This window comes from Solemya velum gill symbiont (assembly GCF_002020255.1).
Lineage (GTDB): Bacteria > Pseudomonadota > Gammaproteobacteria > Chromatiales > Chromatiaceae.
Window position 1 is genome coordinate 20,387 of the sequence record NZ_MPQG01000018.1, and the last position, 18,643, is coordinate 39,029.

Consider the following 18,643-nt stretch of genomic DNA (forward strand, 5'->3'; position numbering starts at 1 on the left):
AATCAGGACAATAGCTGAATCTTTTTTTTGAGTTGATCATTCCATGTCAGGGCCTTGTAATCGAATCCCAGTTCCTGCGTTGGTTTGATGACCTGAAAATAGGGTGACAGGTCAAAATCACAGGGCGTGAACAGCGAGTGATGCCTGATGTGATGAATCTCGTTGACACGCGTATCGGATTCAATCTGCTCTTTCAGAGATGGTTTCTCTATGATTGGCAGAATCGGGTAGTGCACACTTTGAAATGCCTGTGCTATCAGGGTGCTGCAGATAGCCCGTGTCGGATCGCCACTGCCGAGAGCAAGCATACGCCTGCGCATGAACGACGGTACAGGTGGTGTCGGTAAAAGGTAGCGCGCCAGATCAAATACATTCTTCAGGTCGTAGGAGTGCCCGATGCGGCTCACAGCATAATTTATCACACGCTCACAATCCGTTTTGGATAGATTAATCGGTCGACAGATTCGTGTGCTGAAATGTTCGTACCTTGACAGGGGGAGTGTAATCACGCCTTTCGTGATATCAGCCTCAACCAGGGTGGGTGAACTCTCTGCATCAAGTCCCTGTCCCATGGTATTGCCGATAAAGAGAGCTGAGTGTGACCAAGTGATTGGGTCAGGTACTTGATTGCCGTGCTGATACGTGTGTTTCCCTCGACAAGTAAAACATCACCTGGCCGCAGGATTGTCATGAACTCCTGCGGTCTGACCAGGTAATGCGGCCGATGCGTTGTGATCGGAGTATTCAGGTACTCCGCCAGGTTCCGGCCAAGCCATTGAAACGGTCTGTTCATCTTGTCTGTCCCCACTCTTTCAAGCGCTCGCAGATATCAGGCTAATGTCCCTCATAAAGCACCTCGACCATGCCATGGTAATTCGCAAGAATCTTTTTGCGTTTCAGTTTCATTGTCGGTGTCATCATGCCGTTTTCAATAGTGAATGGCTCATCGACAATAGCAACACCACCCAGGTGAACATAACCGGGAATTTCATGCAGTGTGGGTAGCAAGGCTTCCAAAAGTACGCTTTCAGCCTTACTACCGGGAGCAGCATCTTGATTCATTCTTTCGTTCAGAAGTGACTTGTTGGCAACAACGAGAGCCGTCAGGAAGGGGTGTCCTTCACCGATTACGAGAACTTGCTCAACAAGTTGAGAACTGGAGAGTGCTTGCTCGATTTCTGACGGGCCGATTTTCTCGCCTGTAGAAAGCACCAGGATGTCCTTGATACGACCGGTGATCCTGATGTGTCCGCGAGGACCGATCTCGACCTGGTCACCTGTATGCAGCCAACCATCATCAGTCATGATCTCAGCAGAGGCCTGTGGCTGGTTCCAGTATCCCGCCATGATACAAGGACTGCGTGTGAGTAATTCATCATTCTCTCCGACACATACCTCGATACCCGGCAGGGGAGTGCCGACGCTTTCAGGCTCATTGTCTTCAAGACGGTTGACTGATATCACGGGGCTTGTCTCCGTGAGACCGTAACCCTGCAGTATCTCAATGCCAAGCGAGATAAAGAATCGGCTGATCGGTGGAGCCAGAGGAGCTCCACCACTGATTGCGAATCGTAGTCTTCCACCCAGCTTGGACCGTATTTTGGCACCAACCAGTCGGTCCAGAAGAGGGTGGAATAACAGTTTTGGTGACCATCCGGCACGATGCTGACGGTGGAGGAAATGGTGCCAACCGACATTAACAGCCATGGAAAACAGTCTCTGTTTGACAGCGGAAGACGATGCGAGTGTCTCCTCGATACGCGCATGGACCCGTTCATAAATTCTCGGCACCGAGATAAGCAGGGTTGGTTTGACGTATTGCAGGTCTTCACCAAGCAGCTCGATAGAGCGTGCAAAGGCAACACTGCTTCCTGCGACAATCGGCAGGTAGTATCCGATTGTTCTCTCCAGGGCGTGAGAGAGCGGCAGGAACGAAAGCATCAGGTCATCTTCCCTGACTTCCACGGCACTGAGACCTGCCTCGGTATTAAACAGAATATTACGGTGCGTCAGCATGACGCCCTTGGGTCGTCCGGTTGTGCCTGATGTATAGACGATTGTCGCCAGGTCATCTGCGTTGGTCAATCCATTGGCAAGGATGCCTGCAAATCCGGGAAGCGACTTTTTCACGAGTCTGTAATTGGAGGGTGCATCATAAAGCACTTCAAAGGAGAAGAGTGCATCCAGTGTTTGAATGCGACTCCTGATATCAACCAGGGTATCCCACTGTTCCTGTCCCTTGATCAGCAAGGCCTTGCATCCGGCATCTTTCAGGATCCAGTCGATATTGTCTGCCCTGTCACTGGTGTAGATGGGTACGCTGACCAATCCCAGTCCGAGAGCTGCTTGATCAAAGATCACCCACTCACGACTGTTATTCATCATGATTGCGACACGGTCACCCTGAACCAGGTGCAGGCTTCTCAGCATTGATTGCCAAAGGCAAACTTCGTCTGCCGTCTCTTTCCATGTGTAATTTTGCCAGGCTTGTTTTTTGTCGTCGTATTGCATGTAGGCAAGTGAGTCAGGATTGAGGCGTACACGTCGTCTGAATACTTCGTCGAGTGTTGTATGTGTTGTCATTTGCAGCACTTGCGACCTGGTTGCGAGTTCGCCTGAATGATTAACAACACCATGGTCTGACGGTGAAAAGTGAAGTGGTGTAGTGGTAGCCATATTAACCTCCTTCCAGCTGTTTCCAGCCAGGTCCGGGAGAGAAGCGTTTACCATGTTTTTTTTCGAGTGACTTCAATTGGTCGACGATCTCTCGTGCTCCGTGTGTGTGTATGTAGTTAATTGGGCCGCCGGTGAATGGAGCAAAACCGGCGCCAAATATAATCCCTGCATTGAGCTCATCATCGCTGCCGACAATCCCGTCGTGACGACAGGAGACTGCTTCGTTGAGCAAGTTGAGAATGAGTCTTTGCTGCAATTCGGGTGTGAATTCCGAATTCTTTCTGTTGGTTATTTTTCCGTTTTTCCAGCTGTAGTACCCGCTGCCGCTTTTGCGTCCGAGCTCGCCATTGCCAACCTTCTCTGCAAGTGACCCGGGTACTTCACAGTGTTGAAACTGGCTCATTTTTCGAGCGACAGAGAGTGCGATATCCAGGCCGACCGTGTCAGCAAGTTCGACTGGCCCCATAGGCATGCCAAATGCCTTCGCAGCCTGGTCGATTGCTGCAGGATCTTCACCTTCATCGATCATCATCACAGCTTCAAGCAGGTAGGGCATGAGAACCCGGTTGACCAGGAATCCAGAACAGCTGGTGACCCGCAATGGCAATTTTTTCAGCTGCAGTGCAAATGCCATAGCCTTGTTAATCACGCTGCTGTCGGTTTTTCCGGTATGGATAATCTCCAGAAGCGGCATTTTTGCAACCGGGTTGAAAAAGTGCAGTCCAACGAGTCGCTGTGGGTCAGGTAGTGATTCACCCAGGGATTCCAGCGGAATACTCGAGGTGTTTGTTGCAAGAATTGCATCGGCTTTCATGCGAGGTACAACGGATGCAAAGAGCGCCTGCTTGGCATCGACATCCTCGATAATCGCCTCGATGACAAGATCAGCTTTATTCACGCCATTGCCTGCAGGGTCGGGAATCAGCCGATCCATCGCCTGAGTTACAAGGCGAGGATTTTTAAGCCGCTTTTCGAACAGTTTGTTTGCTCTTTTAAGAGCACGTGCAAGCTGTTGCTTACTGGTATCTTGCAGGCTGACTTGCATGCCATGGAGAACTGCCCAGGCTGCAATATCACCTCCCATAATGCCTGCACCGATGACATGCAGATGTTCATGCTTCTCAACATCCATGGCTGCCTTTGCACGTAATGTTTCCTGAAGTAAAAATACGCGTACGAGACTCTGCGCCGTTTTGCCACACAGCAGGCGGGAAACCCGGGTTACCTCGCTGCGATACATGGCAGCCTTGTTGCACGCATGTTGTCTCCAATGCTCTATGAGAGCGTAGGGGGCGGGGTAGTGGGCCTCATTTGCATGTTCGGTTGCTGCTTTTCTCATGCGTATCGCTACAAGGTTTCGAACCAGCGGAAGCCCTGCCAGTTTCTCTATCAGGCGTACCCTGTTGCGAGTCGGTAATTGCTTCTGCACATACAGGGCAGCTGATTCGAGCTGTCTCAGTGGAACCGCATCATCGACCAGTCCAATACGTTTTGCAGCTGTTGCCGAGAGTGTGCGACCTGACAGCATGAGTTGCATGGCTGCAAGGTGGCCGATGCGTTCAATTGACCTGACACTGCCCCCGAATCCGGGAAAGATACCAAGCCTCACTTCCGGGAATCCGAGGCGCGTATGCAACTCATCGGTTGCGATGCGGTAATCACAAGCGAGTGCAAGTTCAAGACCGCCTCCAAGGCAGTGGCCATCAATCGCTGCAACACTGATGCAGGAGAGTTGTTCAAGCCTGAAGAGAAGCTGATGCGCGTTGGTTATCACGGCCTCGGCCTCGGCAATCTCATTCATGCCGGCAAACTGCCTGATATTGGCGCCAGCCATAAAACCGGCACGCTTGCCAGAATGAATGATGAGCAGCTTCGGTGTGTCACTCTCCAGCATATCGAGACAATGTGAGAATTCATCCATGGTCTCTGCGCTCAGCGTGTTTACTTTTGAATCCAACTGGTCGAAGGTGAGCCAACAGATGCCGGATGCTTCATGTGTCAGATGCCAGTGTTTCATGGTGCCACCCTCCTCATCAGCAGGGCGCCGCCTTGTCCGCCACCAATACAGAGACTGGCGATGCCAAGATCGCCCTGTTCCCGCTCAAGCACGCGCGCCAGGTGCATGGTTATTCGGGCGCCACTGGTGCCGACCGGATGTCCAAGGCTGATACCGCCTCCGTCAGGATTGAGACGTTCAGAGGGGATAGCCCGAAAAGGTGTATCGGTATCCAGTTCATCGCGACAAAACGCAGGATCCTGAATTGCGCGCAAGCAAGCGATAACTTGTCCTGCAAAGGCCTCGTTGATTTCCCACCAGTCGATGGCATCTGTATCCAACCGGTGACGTTTCAACAACTGGGCAATGGCATAGACAGGACCTAGTCCCATCTGCCTTGGATCGAGACCGGCCCAGCTGATGTCGAGGATTTCAGCAGATGGCGTCAGGCCATGCTTCTCGAGGGCTTCTTCGGAGGCAAGCAGCAGGCAGCTTGCACCATCTGTTACCTGTGCCGAGTTACCAGCCGTAACACGTCCATATTTACGGTCGAAAACAGGTTTCAGCTTTGCCAGGTTGTCGATAGAGCTGTCGAGCCTGAGTCCATCGTCATCTTCGATCAGGCCGGCTTCGCTAAACAATGGAACGATCTCGTTTCTGAGGAGGTCGCGTGCAGCGGCAAGACGTTGATGACTGGTCACAGCGAAGGCATCCATCTCTTCACGACTGATATTAAATCGGCTGGCAAGCTCCTCGGTGGTCTGTCCCATCGAGAGCCCTGCGATCGGATCCGTGAGTCCGCGCAGCAGTGCGATAACGGGAACCAAGTGATGTCTGCGCAGGCGTCCAAGCTGCTGCAGTTTTTTCGGCAGAGAGCGTGCTCGCTTAAAACCAGCCAGCCAGGTCACCATCTTCAGGTTGAGTAACACCGGGTGATGACTCATCGCCTCGGTGCCGCCAGCAAGCACCAGGTTGGCGCGGCCAAGCGCAATATCCTTGGCTGCCGAATCAACAGCCTGCATCCCGGATGCGCAGTTCCGCTGTACGCTCCATGCCGGTACCTTGTCACCGCAAGCGAGACGCAATGCAATCACACGGGCAATGTTCGCTTCATCCGGACCTGATGAGACGCAGCCGAATATCACTTCATCAAGATCGTCCGGTTTGAACGGCTGCCCGAGGAGCAGGCTGCGTCCTGCTGTAACCGCGAGGTCAGATGCCCGGAAAGCTCCGGGTACGCCCCTGGCCTTGAGTTGCGGTGTGCGCAGGCCATCCACCAGGTAGACGGGACGCTGCAGAGAAGTTTTTATATTCATGCTGCACCGCCTGCTAATTGGTGTGAATGATTGTGATCCTGACCGCTCTGTGTGTAGTCCCTGAAAGCATCGACACGAACAACTGCAGCACTTAGTTCAAGATAGTCACGGTAGAGTTGCTGCTCCTGTGAGGAGAGCATGCCATTCGCAGCAGCTTCACTGATCTGTTCGTCAAGCTGCCTGGAATCAAGCTTGCCTTCACGCCGTAGTTGTTTGAGTCGTCTCTCGATTCGACTGACATCATCGGCGAGGCGAAAGGTGCGTTCCAGCAGGGCAGTCTTGTGGCTGGTATCAGGGTGAATGAATACACCCTTGATGAGTTGCTCACGAATACGGGAGGGTTTCAGAAGCACGGCAGCTGCTTCGTGTGCTGCCTTGTCAGATGGTTCTGAAAACAGGTATCCGCGCGGAAAAGTGAGGAGTCGTAATAACCATGCAAGCGACCTGTTCGGCATGTTGCGGTAGAGTGAACGGAAACTCTCCTGCATGCGATAGAGACTTTCCTGCAGCGTCCAGCGTACCAGCGGGTACTCCTCAGTGGTTTCACCCTGTTCGCGGTATTGCCTGAGGACTGATGATGAAAGATAGAGTTCAGACAACACGTCACCAAGGCGTGCCGAGAGACGCTCGCGTCGTTTCAGTGAACCGCCCAGCGTCATCATGGCGACATCGGCGCTGAGCGCCAGGGCCGTGCTCATCCACGAGAGTGTCTGGTAATAACGTTCAACCCTGCTTGCCGGTACCCGGGCTGAACGGCCACTAGTCATACCACGCACAAATACCCTGGCGCTATTGCCAAGCAGGAATGACGCATGACCGAGCAGCGCCTTGTCAAAATCGATAATGCCCTGGTTTTGATTGCTATTGTGAACTGCACTGAATTCCTTCAGTACCCACGGATGGCAGCGAATCGCACCTTGGCCAAAAATGATCATTGAACGCGTTAATATGTTGGCGCCCTCTACAGTGATGGCAATTGGTATCGCCTGGTAAACCCTGCCGATCAGGTTCGAAGGGCCGAGACAGATGCCACTGCCACCCTGTATATCCATGGCGTCATTGATAACTGTGCGGTACTTCTCTGTCAGGTGATACTTGATGATGGCCGATACGACTGAGGGTTTTTCGCCCTGGTCAAGGTAATCAAGAGTCAGGCGACGTGCTGCATCCATCTGGTAAGTTAGTCCGGCAATACGTGCAAGCGGCTCTTCAATTCCCTCAAAGCGCCCGATTGGCTGGTTAAACTGCCTGCGGATTGCCGCATAGGCACCTGTGAAACAACATGCAGCCTTGCCGGCACCGGTAGAGAGAGCCGGTAATGAAATACCGCGACCTTCTGAAAGACTTTCGACCAGCATGGTCCAGCCCATGCCGATTCCCTCTCTGCCACCGATAATGTTGTCCAGGGGTATGAAAACATCTCTACCCCGGTTGGGGCCATTCATGAACGGGATATTGAGCGGTATGTGGCGTTCACCGATCTCCACACCATTTGTGTTACGGGGAATCAGGGCAACAGTGATACCCAGATCTTCTTTCTCCCCCAGCAGGTGATCCGGATCGAGGCAACGAAAGGCGAGGCCGATGAGGGTCGCAACCGGCCCCAGCGTAATATAGCGTTTTTCCCAGTTAAGCCTTAGCCCCAGGGTTTCTTTTCCCTGGTGTTTTTCAACACAGACCACGCCGGTGTCAGGAAGCGAACCTGCGTCCGATCCGGCCTGGGGGCCTGTCAGGGCAAAGCAGGGGATGTCGGTTCCGTTGGCCAGTTTCGGCAGCCATTTTTTCTTTTGCGCATCGGTTCCATAATGCAGCAGGAGTTTCCCAGGCCCAAGAGAATTGGGCACCATGACGGTGACTGCTGCAGTGATACTGTGAGTCGCCAGTTTCATCACGACCTCGGAGTGTGCGAGGTTGGAGAACTCAAGTCCTCCCCATTCGCGCGGTAAGATCATGCCGAAAAAACCCTCTTTCCTGATATAGCTCCACGCCTCGGGCGGAAGATCATGATCCTTGTGCGTCACCTGCCAGTCGTCAATCATATGGCACAGATGGTTAACCGGTCCATCAATGAACGCCTGCTCCTCTCTGCTCAGTCTGGATGATGGTGTGGAATGCAACTGTTGCCAGTCAGGGTTGCCGGAGAAGAGTTGACCGTCCCAGCCGATTGTGCCGGCATTCAATGCCTGTTGTTCAGTCTCTGACAGTCGTGGCAGAACTCTCTTGAAGCGTGCATGAAGAGGGGCTGTGAACCACTTGATGCGCAATACGGGGATCATCGCCACGGTAGTGATGGTAGCGATCACAATAGTCAGAATGACCAATAAGCCCTGCATGGGAATCTCCTTTATCCTCTTGCAAATTAGACATGCTTTTCGGGCCTTTTCTTGCAATCAAAGACATGCAGTCTGTAATGAAATAGAAAATATAAATAATAAAAACAATATATAAAGAATATTATCTAATGTATTTAATTAATATAAAAGAAGGCTGCCTTTTCAGACAGCCTCCCATTTATATTCTGATTATTTCTCTTTCAGAAAGCTGAGAATTTCAGCATCTTCTTCGGAAACACGCTTGAGGATTGGTCCTACTTCACTGCCCATGACTTTGCTCATCAGTCCCATATTCATGGATGCGACATAGGTCTTGCCATCACTCTTTTCATACACGGAAACTGAGCAAGGCATCATGACAGAAACATATTTGTTGTTGTCACTGGCGAGCATTTGTGCGGCGATTTCAGGCTTGCACAGCTTGAGAACACTGATCTTTCCAGGGTCTGGCTGATTGTGTTTCAGCATTGATGCCTGGAAGTTGTACACTTTTGGAACCAGCCAGCCAGTAGCCTTGGCGTTGGCCTTGATGGTTTCAACTGTCTTGCCATAGTCGTAATGGCTCTCTTCCTCATGAATCATCATGGAGCCCATGTCGCAGGCGCTGAGGATGAGAGTAGTGAGAGTGACAATCAGGATTGTCTTCAAGGTTTTCATGGCTATAACTCCTTTGTTACTGTGTATACGAACATTAGCTTCCTCTAATGCTCTAATATAACTATAGGCACTAGAACGCTTATTAGTATTGATGAATCACATTGACAATCATGATTTGTTTTCAGTTAGCCGCCAGTTTGATAAGTGATTCTTACTTGTATTTTCCAAGAGCTTTACTAACCTCAGGTAAACGCCGGAAAAAAAGGCGGAGTACCCTTGCCAATTTGAGGAGGTAACCACCATGAATCAAAATTGTTCAGATGTGTTGATACATATCGATGAAGAGATCAGTGATGATTATATTCACGGTCTCGAAAGGGAGATTTCCTGCAAGGACGGTGTTTACAGTGCCTGCGTACACGAGAATGCGCGACACCTGATGCTGGTTGAGTTTGACCCGGATGATATTCGGGCGAACGAGTTGCTGAACACGGTGAAAAACCATGGCCTGCATGCAGAACTGGTCGGTTTGTAGAAGTTAAGTCATAGTCGATTTTTGTATTGTAAGAACAGTTGTGGCTATTCCCACTGTTCTTTATTTTTTTACAGGCGAAATCACTCCTCTGTATTCCTCATTGCAGTTTCATATTACCCATGTATGCTTTTAGTGTAAGAGTTGTAACAGGGGGTTGATATGAAGCACATCAAGGTGCTTGGTTCCGGATGCAAGAACTGCGAGACCACGGCGAACCTGCTCAGAATTGCTGCACAGGAAGCTGGTGTTGAAGTCGAGATAGAAAAGGTGACAGATATTGCGGACATCATGAGCTATGGTGTTATGTCGACGCCCGGTATTGTCATTGATGAGCAACTGGTTCATGCAGGAGGCCTGCCCGCCCCGGATATGGTCAGGCAATGGGTCACCGGGTAAGACGACAATAGTTTACCTTCAGGATGTTTGATTCATTCGCCACATTGCTAATTTACCAATTAGCAGGTCTCGATCCCGATAGCCGTATCGGCGCTGCACTCCATTTTTTCGTAATGGATATTACGAAGATTTTCGTGCTTTTGATTGTCATCATCTATTTGATGGGCCTGATTCGCCTTCTGTTTTCACCCGAGCGCGTGCGCCATTTTATACGCAACAGGCCTGATTGGCAGGCGCGTGGTATGGCAGTCAGCCTAGGCGCTGTGACGCCATTCTGCTCCTGCTCTTCGGTACCCCTGTTTATCGGTTTTGTAGAAGCCGGAATTCCGCTTGGTGTCACTTTTTCTTTCTTGATTGCATCCCCGATGATTAACGAGGTCGCGGTTGTGATCCTGGCGAGTATTCTCGGATGGAAGTTGGCAGTGCTCTATGTCATTGCCGGTCTCAGTGTTGCGTGGATTGGAGGTCTCGTGATGCAGAAGCTGAAGCCGGAACGCTGGGTAGAGGAGTATGTCTGGCAAATCAGAATGGTCGAGGGGAATTTACCGCAACAGGACAGCTCCTTCAGAAGTCGTCACTTGTATGCAGTTTCCGAAGTGAAAGAGATTGTCGGTCGAATCTGGTTGTGGGTTGTTTTAGGTATTGGTGTTGGTGCCTTGTTTCACGGGTTTGTTCCGGAGGAGTGGGTTTCAACTTATCTTGCTGCCGGCAACTGGTATGACGTACCGGCAGCTGTCGTCATGGGTATCCCGCTCTATTCAAATGCTACAGGTGTGATTCCTGTTGCAGAAGCGATGCTTGGCAAGGGGGTTGCCATCGGAACAACAATCGCATTGATGATGAGTATCGCGGCACTCTCCCTTCCCGAGATGCTGATCCTGCGCAAGGTAATCAAGTGGCAGGCACTTGCACAATTTGCGGGAGTGCTTGCCACTTCATTTATTCTTGTCGGATGGTTGTTTAACCTGCTCGCCTGAATTGTTATTCAGTCAGGGATATTCTCTCCATTTCGACTTCCTGGTCAAAAGGCTTTGCCAGCAGTGAATACATCACAGGTACAACAAACAGGGTGAAGAGGGTGCCGATGCTAAGGCCAACTGTAATGACGAGCCCTATGTTGTTTCTTGATACAGCGCCTGCACCTGATGCCATCACCAGTGGCATGACACCCAGCACCATTGCCGCCGTTGTCATCAGGATGGGGCGTAAACGCAGTGCTGCAGCCTCCTTGACGGCAGCAATCCTGTCCTTGCCCTGCTTCTGAAGCTGGTTGGAAAATTCAACGATCAGGATGCCGTGCTTGGAAATCAGTCCAATCAGTGTAATCAATCCGACCTGGGTGTAGATATTCATCGTGGCCATGCCGAAAAAGAGCGGGATCATGGCACCAAAGATCGATAACGGTACCGTGATAAGGACAACAAAGGGGTCACGGAAGCTTTCGAACTGTGCTGACAGTACAAGGTAAATGACGATCAGGGCGAGTACAAAAGTCATCATCAAGGCAGTGCCTTCCTGTTCAAACTGACGACTCTGTCCAGCATAATCGTGCATGAATCCCTGTGGTGCAATCTCTTCAAGTGTTTTGCTCAGGAACTCATGTGCATCAGCGAGAGTGGCGACACCAGGCATCGGCATCGCTTCAATTACAGCTGAGTTGAGTTGCTGAAATTGCGTCAGGTCGTTGGGTACAACTTCACGTGAGATTTCCACAATCGTAGATAAAGGTACCTGCTTTCCACTTTGCGTACTGACATAGAGATTATCGATCGCCTCACTGGTTTTCTGAAATTGTGTGTCGGCTTGCGGGACGACCTCGTAGCTGCGTCCCTGGATGTCGAAATAGTTAGTGCGAAAATCGCCAAGCTGGGTTGCCAGGACACTACCGATATCACTCATGCTGATTCCCAGCTGTCCAGCTTTCGCACGGTCAATCAGAACATGTACCTGGGGTTTGTTCATGCGCAGGGTGTTATTCGCAATCATGAACAGGCCACTTTGCATCGCCTTGTTTTTCAGTTCATCGGCAATGTCGAAGAGGGCGTTGTAATCCTGGGTTGTTGTAATCACAAAACTAACCGGCATACCCATCGGTGTGCCTGGAAGTGATGGTGGGTTGATCGCATAGACTTCCATGCCGGCAACGCTCATCAACTCTCCCTGGAGTTGTGGTTGCAGATCCATCTGGCTGCGTTCACGTTGACTCCATGGAGTTAAAACCATGCCTGCCATGACATTGTTTTCAACCGGCATGCCCGATATGACAAAGGTCTGATCATATTCAGGATAGGTAGCTAAAATCTCTTCAACCTGTTCAGCATAGGTCTGCACATACTGAACGTTGGCGTTGTCTGGTGCTATCCCCATGGTGAGTATGAAGCCCTGATCTTCAACCGGTGCCAATTCAGATTGTGTCATGGTAAACATGGCGCCAATAGCCGCCAAGAGAATGAAGGCGCTAATCACGATGCCGGGGCGATAGTCAGACAGTGCCCTGTCCAGAAGTGATGAATAGCCGACTTTAAGCTTGTCGAATAGACTATTAATGAAGCGTACAAAACGGCCTTCAAGAGACTTTTTGTTGAGTAGACTGCCGCTCATTAACGGCGACAGGGTCAAGGCGATGATGCCGGAGATCAAGACAGCTCCCGCCAAGGTAAAGGCAAATTCACTGAAGAGAGTTCCGGTGAGTCCACCCATGAAACCGATTGGAGCATACACAGCTGCCAGTGTGATGGTCATCGCAATAATCGGCATGGCAATTTCACGCGCACCGATGACTGCAGCCCGCATTGGCTGAACCCCTTCCTCGATGTGACGGTAAACATTCTCCACGACGACGATAGCATCATCGACGACCAGGGAGATTGCCATCACCATAGCGAGCAAGGTTAGCAGGTTGATGCTGTACCCCATCATCAGCATGAAGAGCGCAACACCAACCAGGGAGAGGGGGATGGTCACGATGGGCACGAGCACAGAGCGTGGTGAGCCGAGGAACAGAAACACCACCAGTACCACGATCACAGTCGCTTCCAACAGGGTTGTCAGCACTTCCGAGATCGACTCCTCGATAAACATGGTTGTGTCGTAGGCGAGATACTGGAACAGACCGGAGGGGAGGTCGGTCTCTATTTCAGGCAGCATCTCGCGTACGCCAGCTGCAACATCGAGCGGATTTGCACTTGGTGTTGTCTGGATACCGATATAGACAGCCGGCTTACTGTCATAACTGACAATTTCACGTTCGGTGTTTGTTGCCAGCTCGACACGGGCGATGTCACCCAGTTTGACGACACGCTGTCCGTCACTGTGTACGGTGATGTCCGAGAATGCCTCATGATCCTGCAGAGAAGTACTGGCCCTGATCGAAGTGACCGTATAGCTGTTTCTCAATTCACCGGCAGCAGACTGGAAGTTATTGCTAACCAGGGCATTGTTGACCTGCGCTGACGTAACGTTCAAAGCACGCATCCTGACTGGATCGAGGTGAATACGCATGGCGTACTCTTTACCGCCGAAAAGGGCTGCACGCGACAAACCAGGGATTTCGGTCAGCTTCGGTTGCACCACGCGCCGCAGGTAGTCGGTAATCTGCGGTTCACTCATGCTGGTGCTTTGATAAGCGATATACATGATGGCGTCGTTACCGGCAGACGCTTTCGAAATGACTGGATCACTGATATCTACTGGCAAGCGACCCTGCACCTCGTTAATCTTGCTAAGCATTTCTGCCATTGCTGTATTAACGTCATAGCCCAGGTTGAGTACCACCTCGATCATTGATACGCCAGCCCGTGAACTGGCTTTCATGTAGTCGATGCCTTCTACGCTACTGATGCTCTCCTGTATCGGTGTGGTGACAAAACCCTGTACGAGTTCGGCGTTGGCGCCGGGGTAAACAGTGGTGATGTTGAGCTGGCCAATCTCCATTTCCGGGTACTGGCGTACTTGCAGATCAGTCAGGGCCCGAACACCGAAAACTAGCAGCAACAGGCTGATGACTATCGCAAAAACCGGGCGACGAATAAAAATGTCTGTGAATTTCATTATTCTGCCTGCATGAGTCTTTGCTGTTCTGATACGGTGACAGGCATCTGGTTACGCAGCTTGTTTACGCCCGCCTGTACCACCTGTTCACCACCTTTTAGTCCTTCTGCAATAACTACCAGGTCACCTCGCTGTTCCCCGGTAGTCACCTGGACACGCTGAGCAATATCAGCACCTTCATCATTCTTTTGTACTACAAAGAGCGCATCTCCAAAGGAGCTGAAGACAATCGAGGTGGCAGGTACAACAATCCGGTCTGTCGGCTTGTCCAGTATCAGGGAGATTTCTGCATACATACCCGGGCGCAGCAGGTTTTCATCATTGGGAAGCTGTGCACGGACATTGATGTTGCGAGTTGTTTCATCGACGACTACATCAATCGCCTGTACGGAACCTGTGAACATGCTTTCCGGATAGGCGCTTACCCTGACTTCTACCTGTTGACCGCTTTTGATGTCAGGAAGATATTTTTCCGGAACCGAAAAATCAATATAAAGCAGAGAGTAATCCTGCAGGCTGACGAGCATAGTGCCCGGCGCGACATATTGTCCTGTGTTCACATGCTTGATGCCCAGAACTCCGTCGAACGGTGCGCGTAGTGCTTTCTTGGCAATGCGTGCCTCGGTTTGCTTGACGTTGGCCTTGGCTATTTTGAGATTGGAGCTGGCATTGTCGTAATCGGTTTCAGAGATGGTTTTTTTCGCCCACATACGCTGGTTGCGTTCAAACACGGATATGGCGAGCTCTTCCTGCGCCATGAAGCTGGCAAGATCCGCTAACTCGACGTCATCATTGAGTGAGGCCAGCATGTCACCCTTGTTGACTGACTGACCTGATTCGATGTGGATTTTCTCGACGACGCCTTCAACTTCGTTGCGAATGTCGATGCCTTCTCTTGCGGTCAGGGTTCCGACTGCAGAGATACGAGGCTGCCATTGCAGTGTTTGAGCGACAGTCGTCTCGACTGCGGCGGGTGGCGGGGCGCTTGAAGCCATTGCCGCCATGCCTTCCTGGATTTGCTGGTATTTGATAAATCCCATTCCTGCGAGTATCAGCAGGAGTACGAATACAAAAATGAAAGAGCGCTTAATCATGGTTTTGTGTCCATTGAGTCGTCAGTGTGTCGGCTTTCGCTTTGTTACGCTGCACAAAATGTATACTTGTGAGGTTAGTTTAGGCTTGCCTGTTGAAAAAGTAAACCGATTAGTTTACTTTTATTGCAGATATTCAATTTTTGCCATATTTCGATGGAAACAAGATGAGTGCAGTCAAAAAACTGACAGAGATAAAACGCGAGTCTGTCCTCGCAGCAGCGTCTACCGAGTTCAGGGCTAACGGTTTTGCAGCGACCAGTATGGACCGTATTGCGAGCACGGCCGGGGTATCCAAGCGTACTGTCTATAATCATTTTACAAGCAAGGAAGAGCTGTTTCAGTCAATCACCCAGAATCTGTGTCAGTCCGTCATGGAGGTCTCTGTTTATCCCTATGACTCAAATCTGCCTCTGGATGAGCAACTGCGTCATATTGGTGAGCAGGAGATGGCCATGATTACATCGGAAGAGATTCTCGATACTGTGAGAATGATTACTGCAGAGTCATTCTCTTCTCCCAAGCTGACGCTGGAGAGCTTTTCAAACATCCAGGATAGTGAAATTGGTGTCGTCAAATGGATCAATAATGCGGTAATGGATGGCAGGTTGTCAGTTGCTGACCCCGTGGTTGCTGGCAAACAGTTTATTGCGCTGATCAAGGAGTTTGCTTTCTGGCCGCAACTCTACGGTATCAAACCTATACCAGCAAAGAAGGATCAGGCTGAAATAATCAATTCTGCCATAGGGATGTTTCTATCAACTTATGAAATAAAACAATAGGACAGGCTTGTCAGCCCTAACGAAATGAGTATTAACAGGCAGCTTCTCTTTGTCACTATTTTTCTCAGTGTTCTTGCGCTGACGAATCTTTACGTTTATCGCCGCTTTTTCCTGCGGCTTTCTCCACGCTTGCATCTGGCCGGCGCTGTTTTGATGAGTGTCATCATGCTTGGCGAGTTGGTCTTCGTCATCGACATGGTTGTCGGAATATTTCCTGAGTCACTTGCGGTCTACTTGCTCTTGAGTACATTCATCGGTGCCTCTTTCATGTTGTTCGTGATTGCGCTTGTCTACGACCTGGCGGTGTCAGTTTCACGGCGTGTCCCTTTTGACCAGGAAAGGCGTCGCACGATCAAGGTGATTTTTGACACTGCAATGCTCATTGCTGCAGCTTCATACCTGTGGCGCGGATTCATTCAGGGAACTAAACAGCCGGTAGTGAATGACGTTGTCGTCAGGATTAAAGACTTTCCGTTTAACGGCCTGAGTATTGTGCAGCTTACGGATGTGCATATTGGACGGACTATCAAGCGAGATTTTCTCGAAGAGATTGTCAGGCGGACGAATGAAATGCAACCTGACATTGTCGTTATCACCGGCGATCTCTTTGACTTGCCACCGGGCGAAATAATCGACGAGTTGCAGCCGCTGGCGAAACTTGATGCACCGACCTATTTTGTGACCGGTAATCACGAGTATTTTCATGGCGTGGAACCGGTACTGAAAACTGTAGAGTCGCTCGGTATTAAAGCGTTGACGAACAAGGCTGTACAATTCGGTGACGGGGAAAAGCATTTTAACCTGGTTGGTCTCAATGACCTGACAGGTGGGCGTTTTGGCATCAGGCCACCGAATGTTGAAGAGGCATACAGTCAAATCGATGAATCAATATCTACCATCGTGTTGTCACACCAGCCGAAATCAATCTCATTGGTCGAAGAGAGGCGTTGTGATCTCATGTTGAGCGGCCATACTCATGGCGGCCAGATCTTTCCGTTTGGCTGGTTGGTGAAGATCGATCAGCCTTACCTGGCAGGGTTATATGAACACCTGCCCGGCAAGCAGATATTTGTCAGCCGGGGCACGGGCTACTGGGGACCGCCGCTACGTGTGCTGGCTCCGAGCGAGATCAGCAGGATCGTGATCACCCGTGCCTGATGATCAATGGCGTAGATAGGGAACACCTCCATGCCCCGTTTTTGGTTTGCCATCATTCGTGCTGTTCTCAGGCGCAGGTTTGATTCCGGCTTCTTCAAAGGTTTCGGTTCTCTTGGCTTTTAACAGGAATGACTCACCCGTTGAGGCATCGACCACTTGGAGTGATGGACCACCGGCAAAATCGACTCCGACCTCGATGAAGTGGATTTCTCCTTTGGATGTATTTAGTTCCATTGCGGGTTTACCCATCATGGCCAGGGAGAGACCAAAAATTAGGATGTTTGCCCGGGTCATGGCAGATATCCGGATAACACCAGGTTGAATGAAATGGGTAAAATAGAAGCCTGTTTTCAGGTCTGCGATCGGTGTGCCGTTAATGCTGATTCTGTAGGTATTGGCACTGCCACTATATCTGGAAGGGCGCACAATATAGATTAGCGCTTGACCTCTCGGGATGTCCGGATGCTTCCATTGGGCCGCTTTTTCCTGTTTGACTGTTGGCTTGTCGATATTTTTGTCCTGATGCGGTCTCAGGTCGCTCAGCCCACCACCAAATGCATTTGATTCGGCCAGGGTGAGCAGAAAACTACTCGCTAAAGCCAAATAATATCTATTCATCCTATTGGCCTCATGATTGTTGGTTCTCCTATTAGCAGTTTAGTCTGAATTGATGGCATTATCCCCGCAGGAGATATTCATATGGCAAAGAGACGATTGATTCAGGGCACAGACATAACAAGGATTGTCTCTGGTGGTCAAACCGGTGCGGACAGGGCAGCTCTCGATTATGCAATAGAGCATGGAATACCACATGGTGGCTGGTGCCCTAAAGGCCGCCTGGCAGAAGATGGGGAGCTGGATTCGAAGTATCTTCTTGTAGAGATGCCAAGTGCCAACTACAGGCAGCGTACCAGGCAGAACGTTGTCGATAGCGACGGTACCCTGATCATCAACCAGGGAGAGTTGAGAGGTGGAACCCGGGCCACACACGAATTCGCCGAGGCGCTTGATAAGCCGTACCTGGTAATACAGGTTGAAGATGATGCTCTTGAAAACAGGGATGTCGTACTGAGCTGGTTACAAGAGAGAGGGATAGCTGTCCTCAATGTTGCAGGGCCGCGAGGGAGCAAGTGCCCGGAAATCTACAGGCACACATTTCAATTACTGAAGAGTCTTCTGACTGATCCATAAAGGAAGGGCGCCAGACCTGTTTTACTGCGATGCCTTGTCGAGTGCTTGCTGGTAGGCCTGTTGCAGCTTCTTGTCCATGACGCACATGATAGTCAGTTCAAATTGGCTCTTGGACAGTTCCCTGATGGCGATTTCCGAGGCGATTTCAATTGGCCAGTTATAGATGCCGGTTCCGATTGAGGGAAAAGCGATGCTGTTGACGTCAGTGAGTTGATCGTGGTGAGAAAGGGCGGAGCGATAGGTTTCGGCCAATTTGGCCACCTCGGCCGCATCACCGTTACGGTAAACCGGAGCGACAGCATGAATAACATAACGCGCCTTGAGATTGAAACCTGGTGTAACTATCGCTTGTCCCGGTTGTAGTGGGCCAAGAGACATTGCGGCATGCTCAAGTTCAGGGCCAGCAGCGGCATGAATCGCTCCGCAGACTCCGCCGCCCGCCATCAGTGTCGGATGGGCAGAGTTGACGATCACATCCACATTCAGATCGAGAATGTTGGCGAGCTGGATTGTGACAGGCAC

17 protein-coding genes are annotated in these 18,643 nt (G+C 50.7%); 6 read left to right on the plus strand and 11 right to left on the minus strand.

All coding sequences use genetic code 11. From position 1 onward, the window contains the following. Positions 1-2: 2 nt before the first annotated feature. The 7 genes from BOW06_RS13345 to BOW06_RS11060 all read right to left on the minus strand — a co-directional run bounded on the left by BOW06_RS13345 (position 3) and on the right by BOW06_RS11060 (position 8,978). A complete protein-coding gene (locus tag BOW06_RS13345; protein WP_305953067.1) occupies positions 3-422 on the minus strand; it encodes a hypothetical protein in 420 nt (139 codons plus the stop codon). An 83-nt stretch (positions 423-505) separates the two neighbouring features. Then, a complete protein-coding gene (locus BOW06_RS13350; protein ID WP_305953087.1) occupies positions 506-793 on the minus strand; it encodes a hypothetical protein in 288 nt (95 codons plus the stop codon). Positions 794-834: 41 nt separating this feature from the next. After that, positions 835-2,676 (minus strand): AMP-dependent synthetase/ligase, encoded by a 1,842-nt coding sequence (locus BOW06_RS11040; protein WP_230209616.1) that lies wholly within the window; start codon positions 2,674-2,676, stop codon positions 835-837. Position 2,677: 1 nt separating this feature from the next. Then, the gene (locus BOW06_RS11045; protein WP_043117246.1) at positions 2,678-4,693 is read right to left on the minus strand and encodes a 3-hydroxyacyl-CoA dehydrogenase NAD-binding domain-containing protein; all 2,016 of its coding nucleotides are present in this window, start codon (positions 4,691-4,693) and stop codon (positions 2,678-2,680) included. After that, the gene (locus tag BOW06_RS11050) at positions 4,690-5,988 is read right to left on the minus strand and encodes an acetyl-CoA C-acetyltransferase (RefSeq protein ID WP_078454754.1); all 1,299 of its coding nucleotides are present in this window, start codon (positions 5,986-5,988) and stop codon (positions 4,690-4,692) included. The genes BOW06_RS11045 and BOW06_RS11050 overlap by 4 nt, the downstream gene beginning before the upstream one ends. Beyond that, positions 5,985-8,321, minus strand: a complete 2,337-nt coding sequence (locus BOW06_RS11055; RefSeq protein ID WP_078454755.1) for an acyl-CoA dehydrogenase — start codon at positions 8,319-8,321, stop codon at positions 5,985-5,987. The genes BOW06_RS11050 and BOW06_RS11055 overlap by 4 nt, the downstream gene beginning before the upstream one ends. A 189-nt stretch (positions 8,322-8,510) precedes the next feature. Continuing rightward, entirely contained in the window at positions 8,511-8,978 is a 468-nt protein-coding gene (locus tag BOW06_RS11060) for a DUF302 domain-containing protein (RefSeq protein ID WP_078454756.1), read from the minus strand. 241 nt (positions 8,979-9,219) lie between these two features. Between BOW06_RS11060 and BOW06_RS11065 the strand changes: the two genes are divergently transcribed. From BOW06_RS11065 to BOW06_RS11075, 3 genes are all read left to right on the plus strand, one after another. After that, positions 9,220-9,453: a hypothetical protein gene (locus BOW06_RS11065; protein WP_043117241.1), complete on the plus strand. Its 234-nt coding sequence runs from the start codon at positions 9,220-9,222 to the stop codon at positions 9,451-9,453. Between the two features lie 159 nt (positions 9,454-9,612). Next, on the plus strand, positions 9,613-9,849 hold the full coding sequence (locus BOW06_RS11070) for a thioredoxin family protein (protein WP_043117239.1): 237 nt from the start codon (positions 9,613-9,615) through the stop codon (positions 9,847-9,849). A 23-nt stretch (positions 9,850-9,872) separates the two neighbouring features. After that, positions 9,873-10,826 carry a permease gene (locus tag BOW06_RS11075; RefSeq protein ID WP_078454757.1) on the plus strand — a complete coding sequence of 318 codons (954 nt, stop codon included), beginning with the start codon at positions 9,873-9,875 and terminating at the stop codon, positions 10,824-10,826. Positions 10,827-10,830: 4 nt separating this feature from the next. On the opposite strand, the gene BOW06_RS11080 is transcribed toward BOW06_RS11075, so the two are convergent. Together BOW06_RS11080 and BOW06_RS11085 are read right to left on the minus strand one after the other, a co-directional pair. Then, on the minus strand, positions 10,831-13,899 hold the full coding sequence (locus BOW06_RS11080; RefSeq protein WP_078454758.1) for an efflux RND transporter permease subunit: 3,069 nt from the start codon (positions 13,897-13,899) through the stop codon (positions 10,831-10,833). Continuing rightward, positions 13,899-14,993 carry an efflux RND transporter periplasmic adaptor subunit gene (locus BOW06_RS11085; RefSeq protein ID WP_043117235.1) on the minus strand — a complete coding sequence of 365 codons (1,095 nt, stop codon included), beginning with the start codon at positions 14,991-14,993 and terminating at the stop codon, positions 13,899-13,901. Before BOW06_RS11085 ends, BOW06_RS11080 begins: the two co-directional genes overlap by 1 nt. Positions 14,994-15,157: 164 nt before the next feature. Here BOW06_RS11085 and BOW06_RS11090 point away from each other — a divergent pair, with 164 nt between their 5' ends. Continuing rightward, positions 15,158-15,772: a TetR/AcrR family transcriptional regulator gene (locus BOW06_RS11090; protein WP_043117233.1), complete on the plus strand. Its 615-nt coding sequence runs from the start codon at positions 15,158-15,160 to the stop codon at positions 15,770-15,772. Positions 15,773-15,796: 24 nt separating this feature from the next. After that, positions 15,797-16,930 (plus strand): metallophosphoesterase, encoded by a 1,134-nt coding sequence (locus BOW06_RS11095; RefSeq protein ID WP_078453378.1) that lies wholly within the window; start codon positions 15,797-15,799, stop codon positions 16,928-16,930. A gap of 3 nt (positions 16,931-16,933) precedes the next feature. Here the strand turns inward: BOW06_RS11095 and BOW06_RS11100 are convergent, their stop codons facing one another. After that, positions 16,934-17,548 carry a DUF2846 domain-containing protein gene (locus tag BOW06_RS11100; protein ID WP_078462856.1) on the minus strand — a complete coding sequence of 205 codons (615 nt, stop codon included), beginning with the start codon at positions 17,546-17,548 and terminating at the stop codon, positions 16,934-16,936. A gap of 81 nt (positions 17,549-17,629) precedes the next feature. Here BOW06_RS11100 and BOW06_RS11105 point away from each other — a divergent pair, with 81 nt between their 5' ends. Then, entirely contained in the window at positions 17,630-18,121 is a 492-nt protein-coding gene (locus tag BOW06_RS11105; RefSeq protein WP_043117228.1) for a putative molybdenum carrier protein, read from the plus strand. 21 nt (positions 18,122-18,142) lie between these two features. On the opposite strand, the gene BOW06_RS11110 is transcribed toward BOW06_RS11105, so the two are convergent. After that, positions 18,143-18,643, minus strand: a complete 501-nt coding sequence (locus BOW06_RS11110; RefSeq protein ID WP_078453379.1) for a macro domain-containing protein — start codon at positions 18,641-18,643, stop codon at positions 18,143-18,145.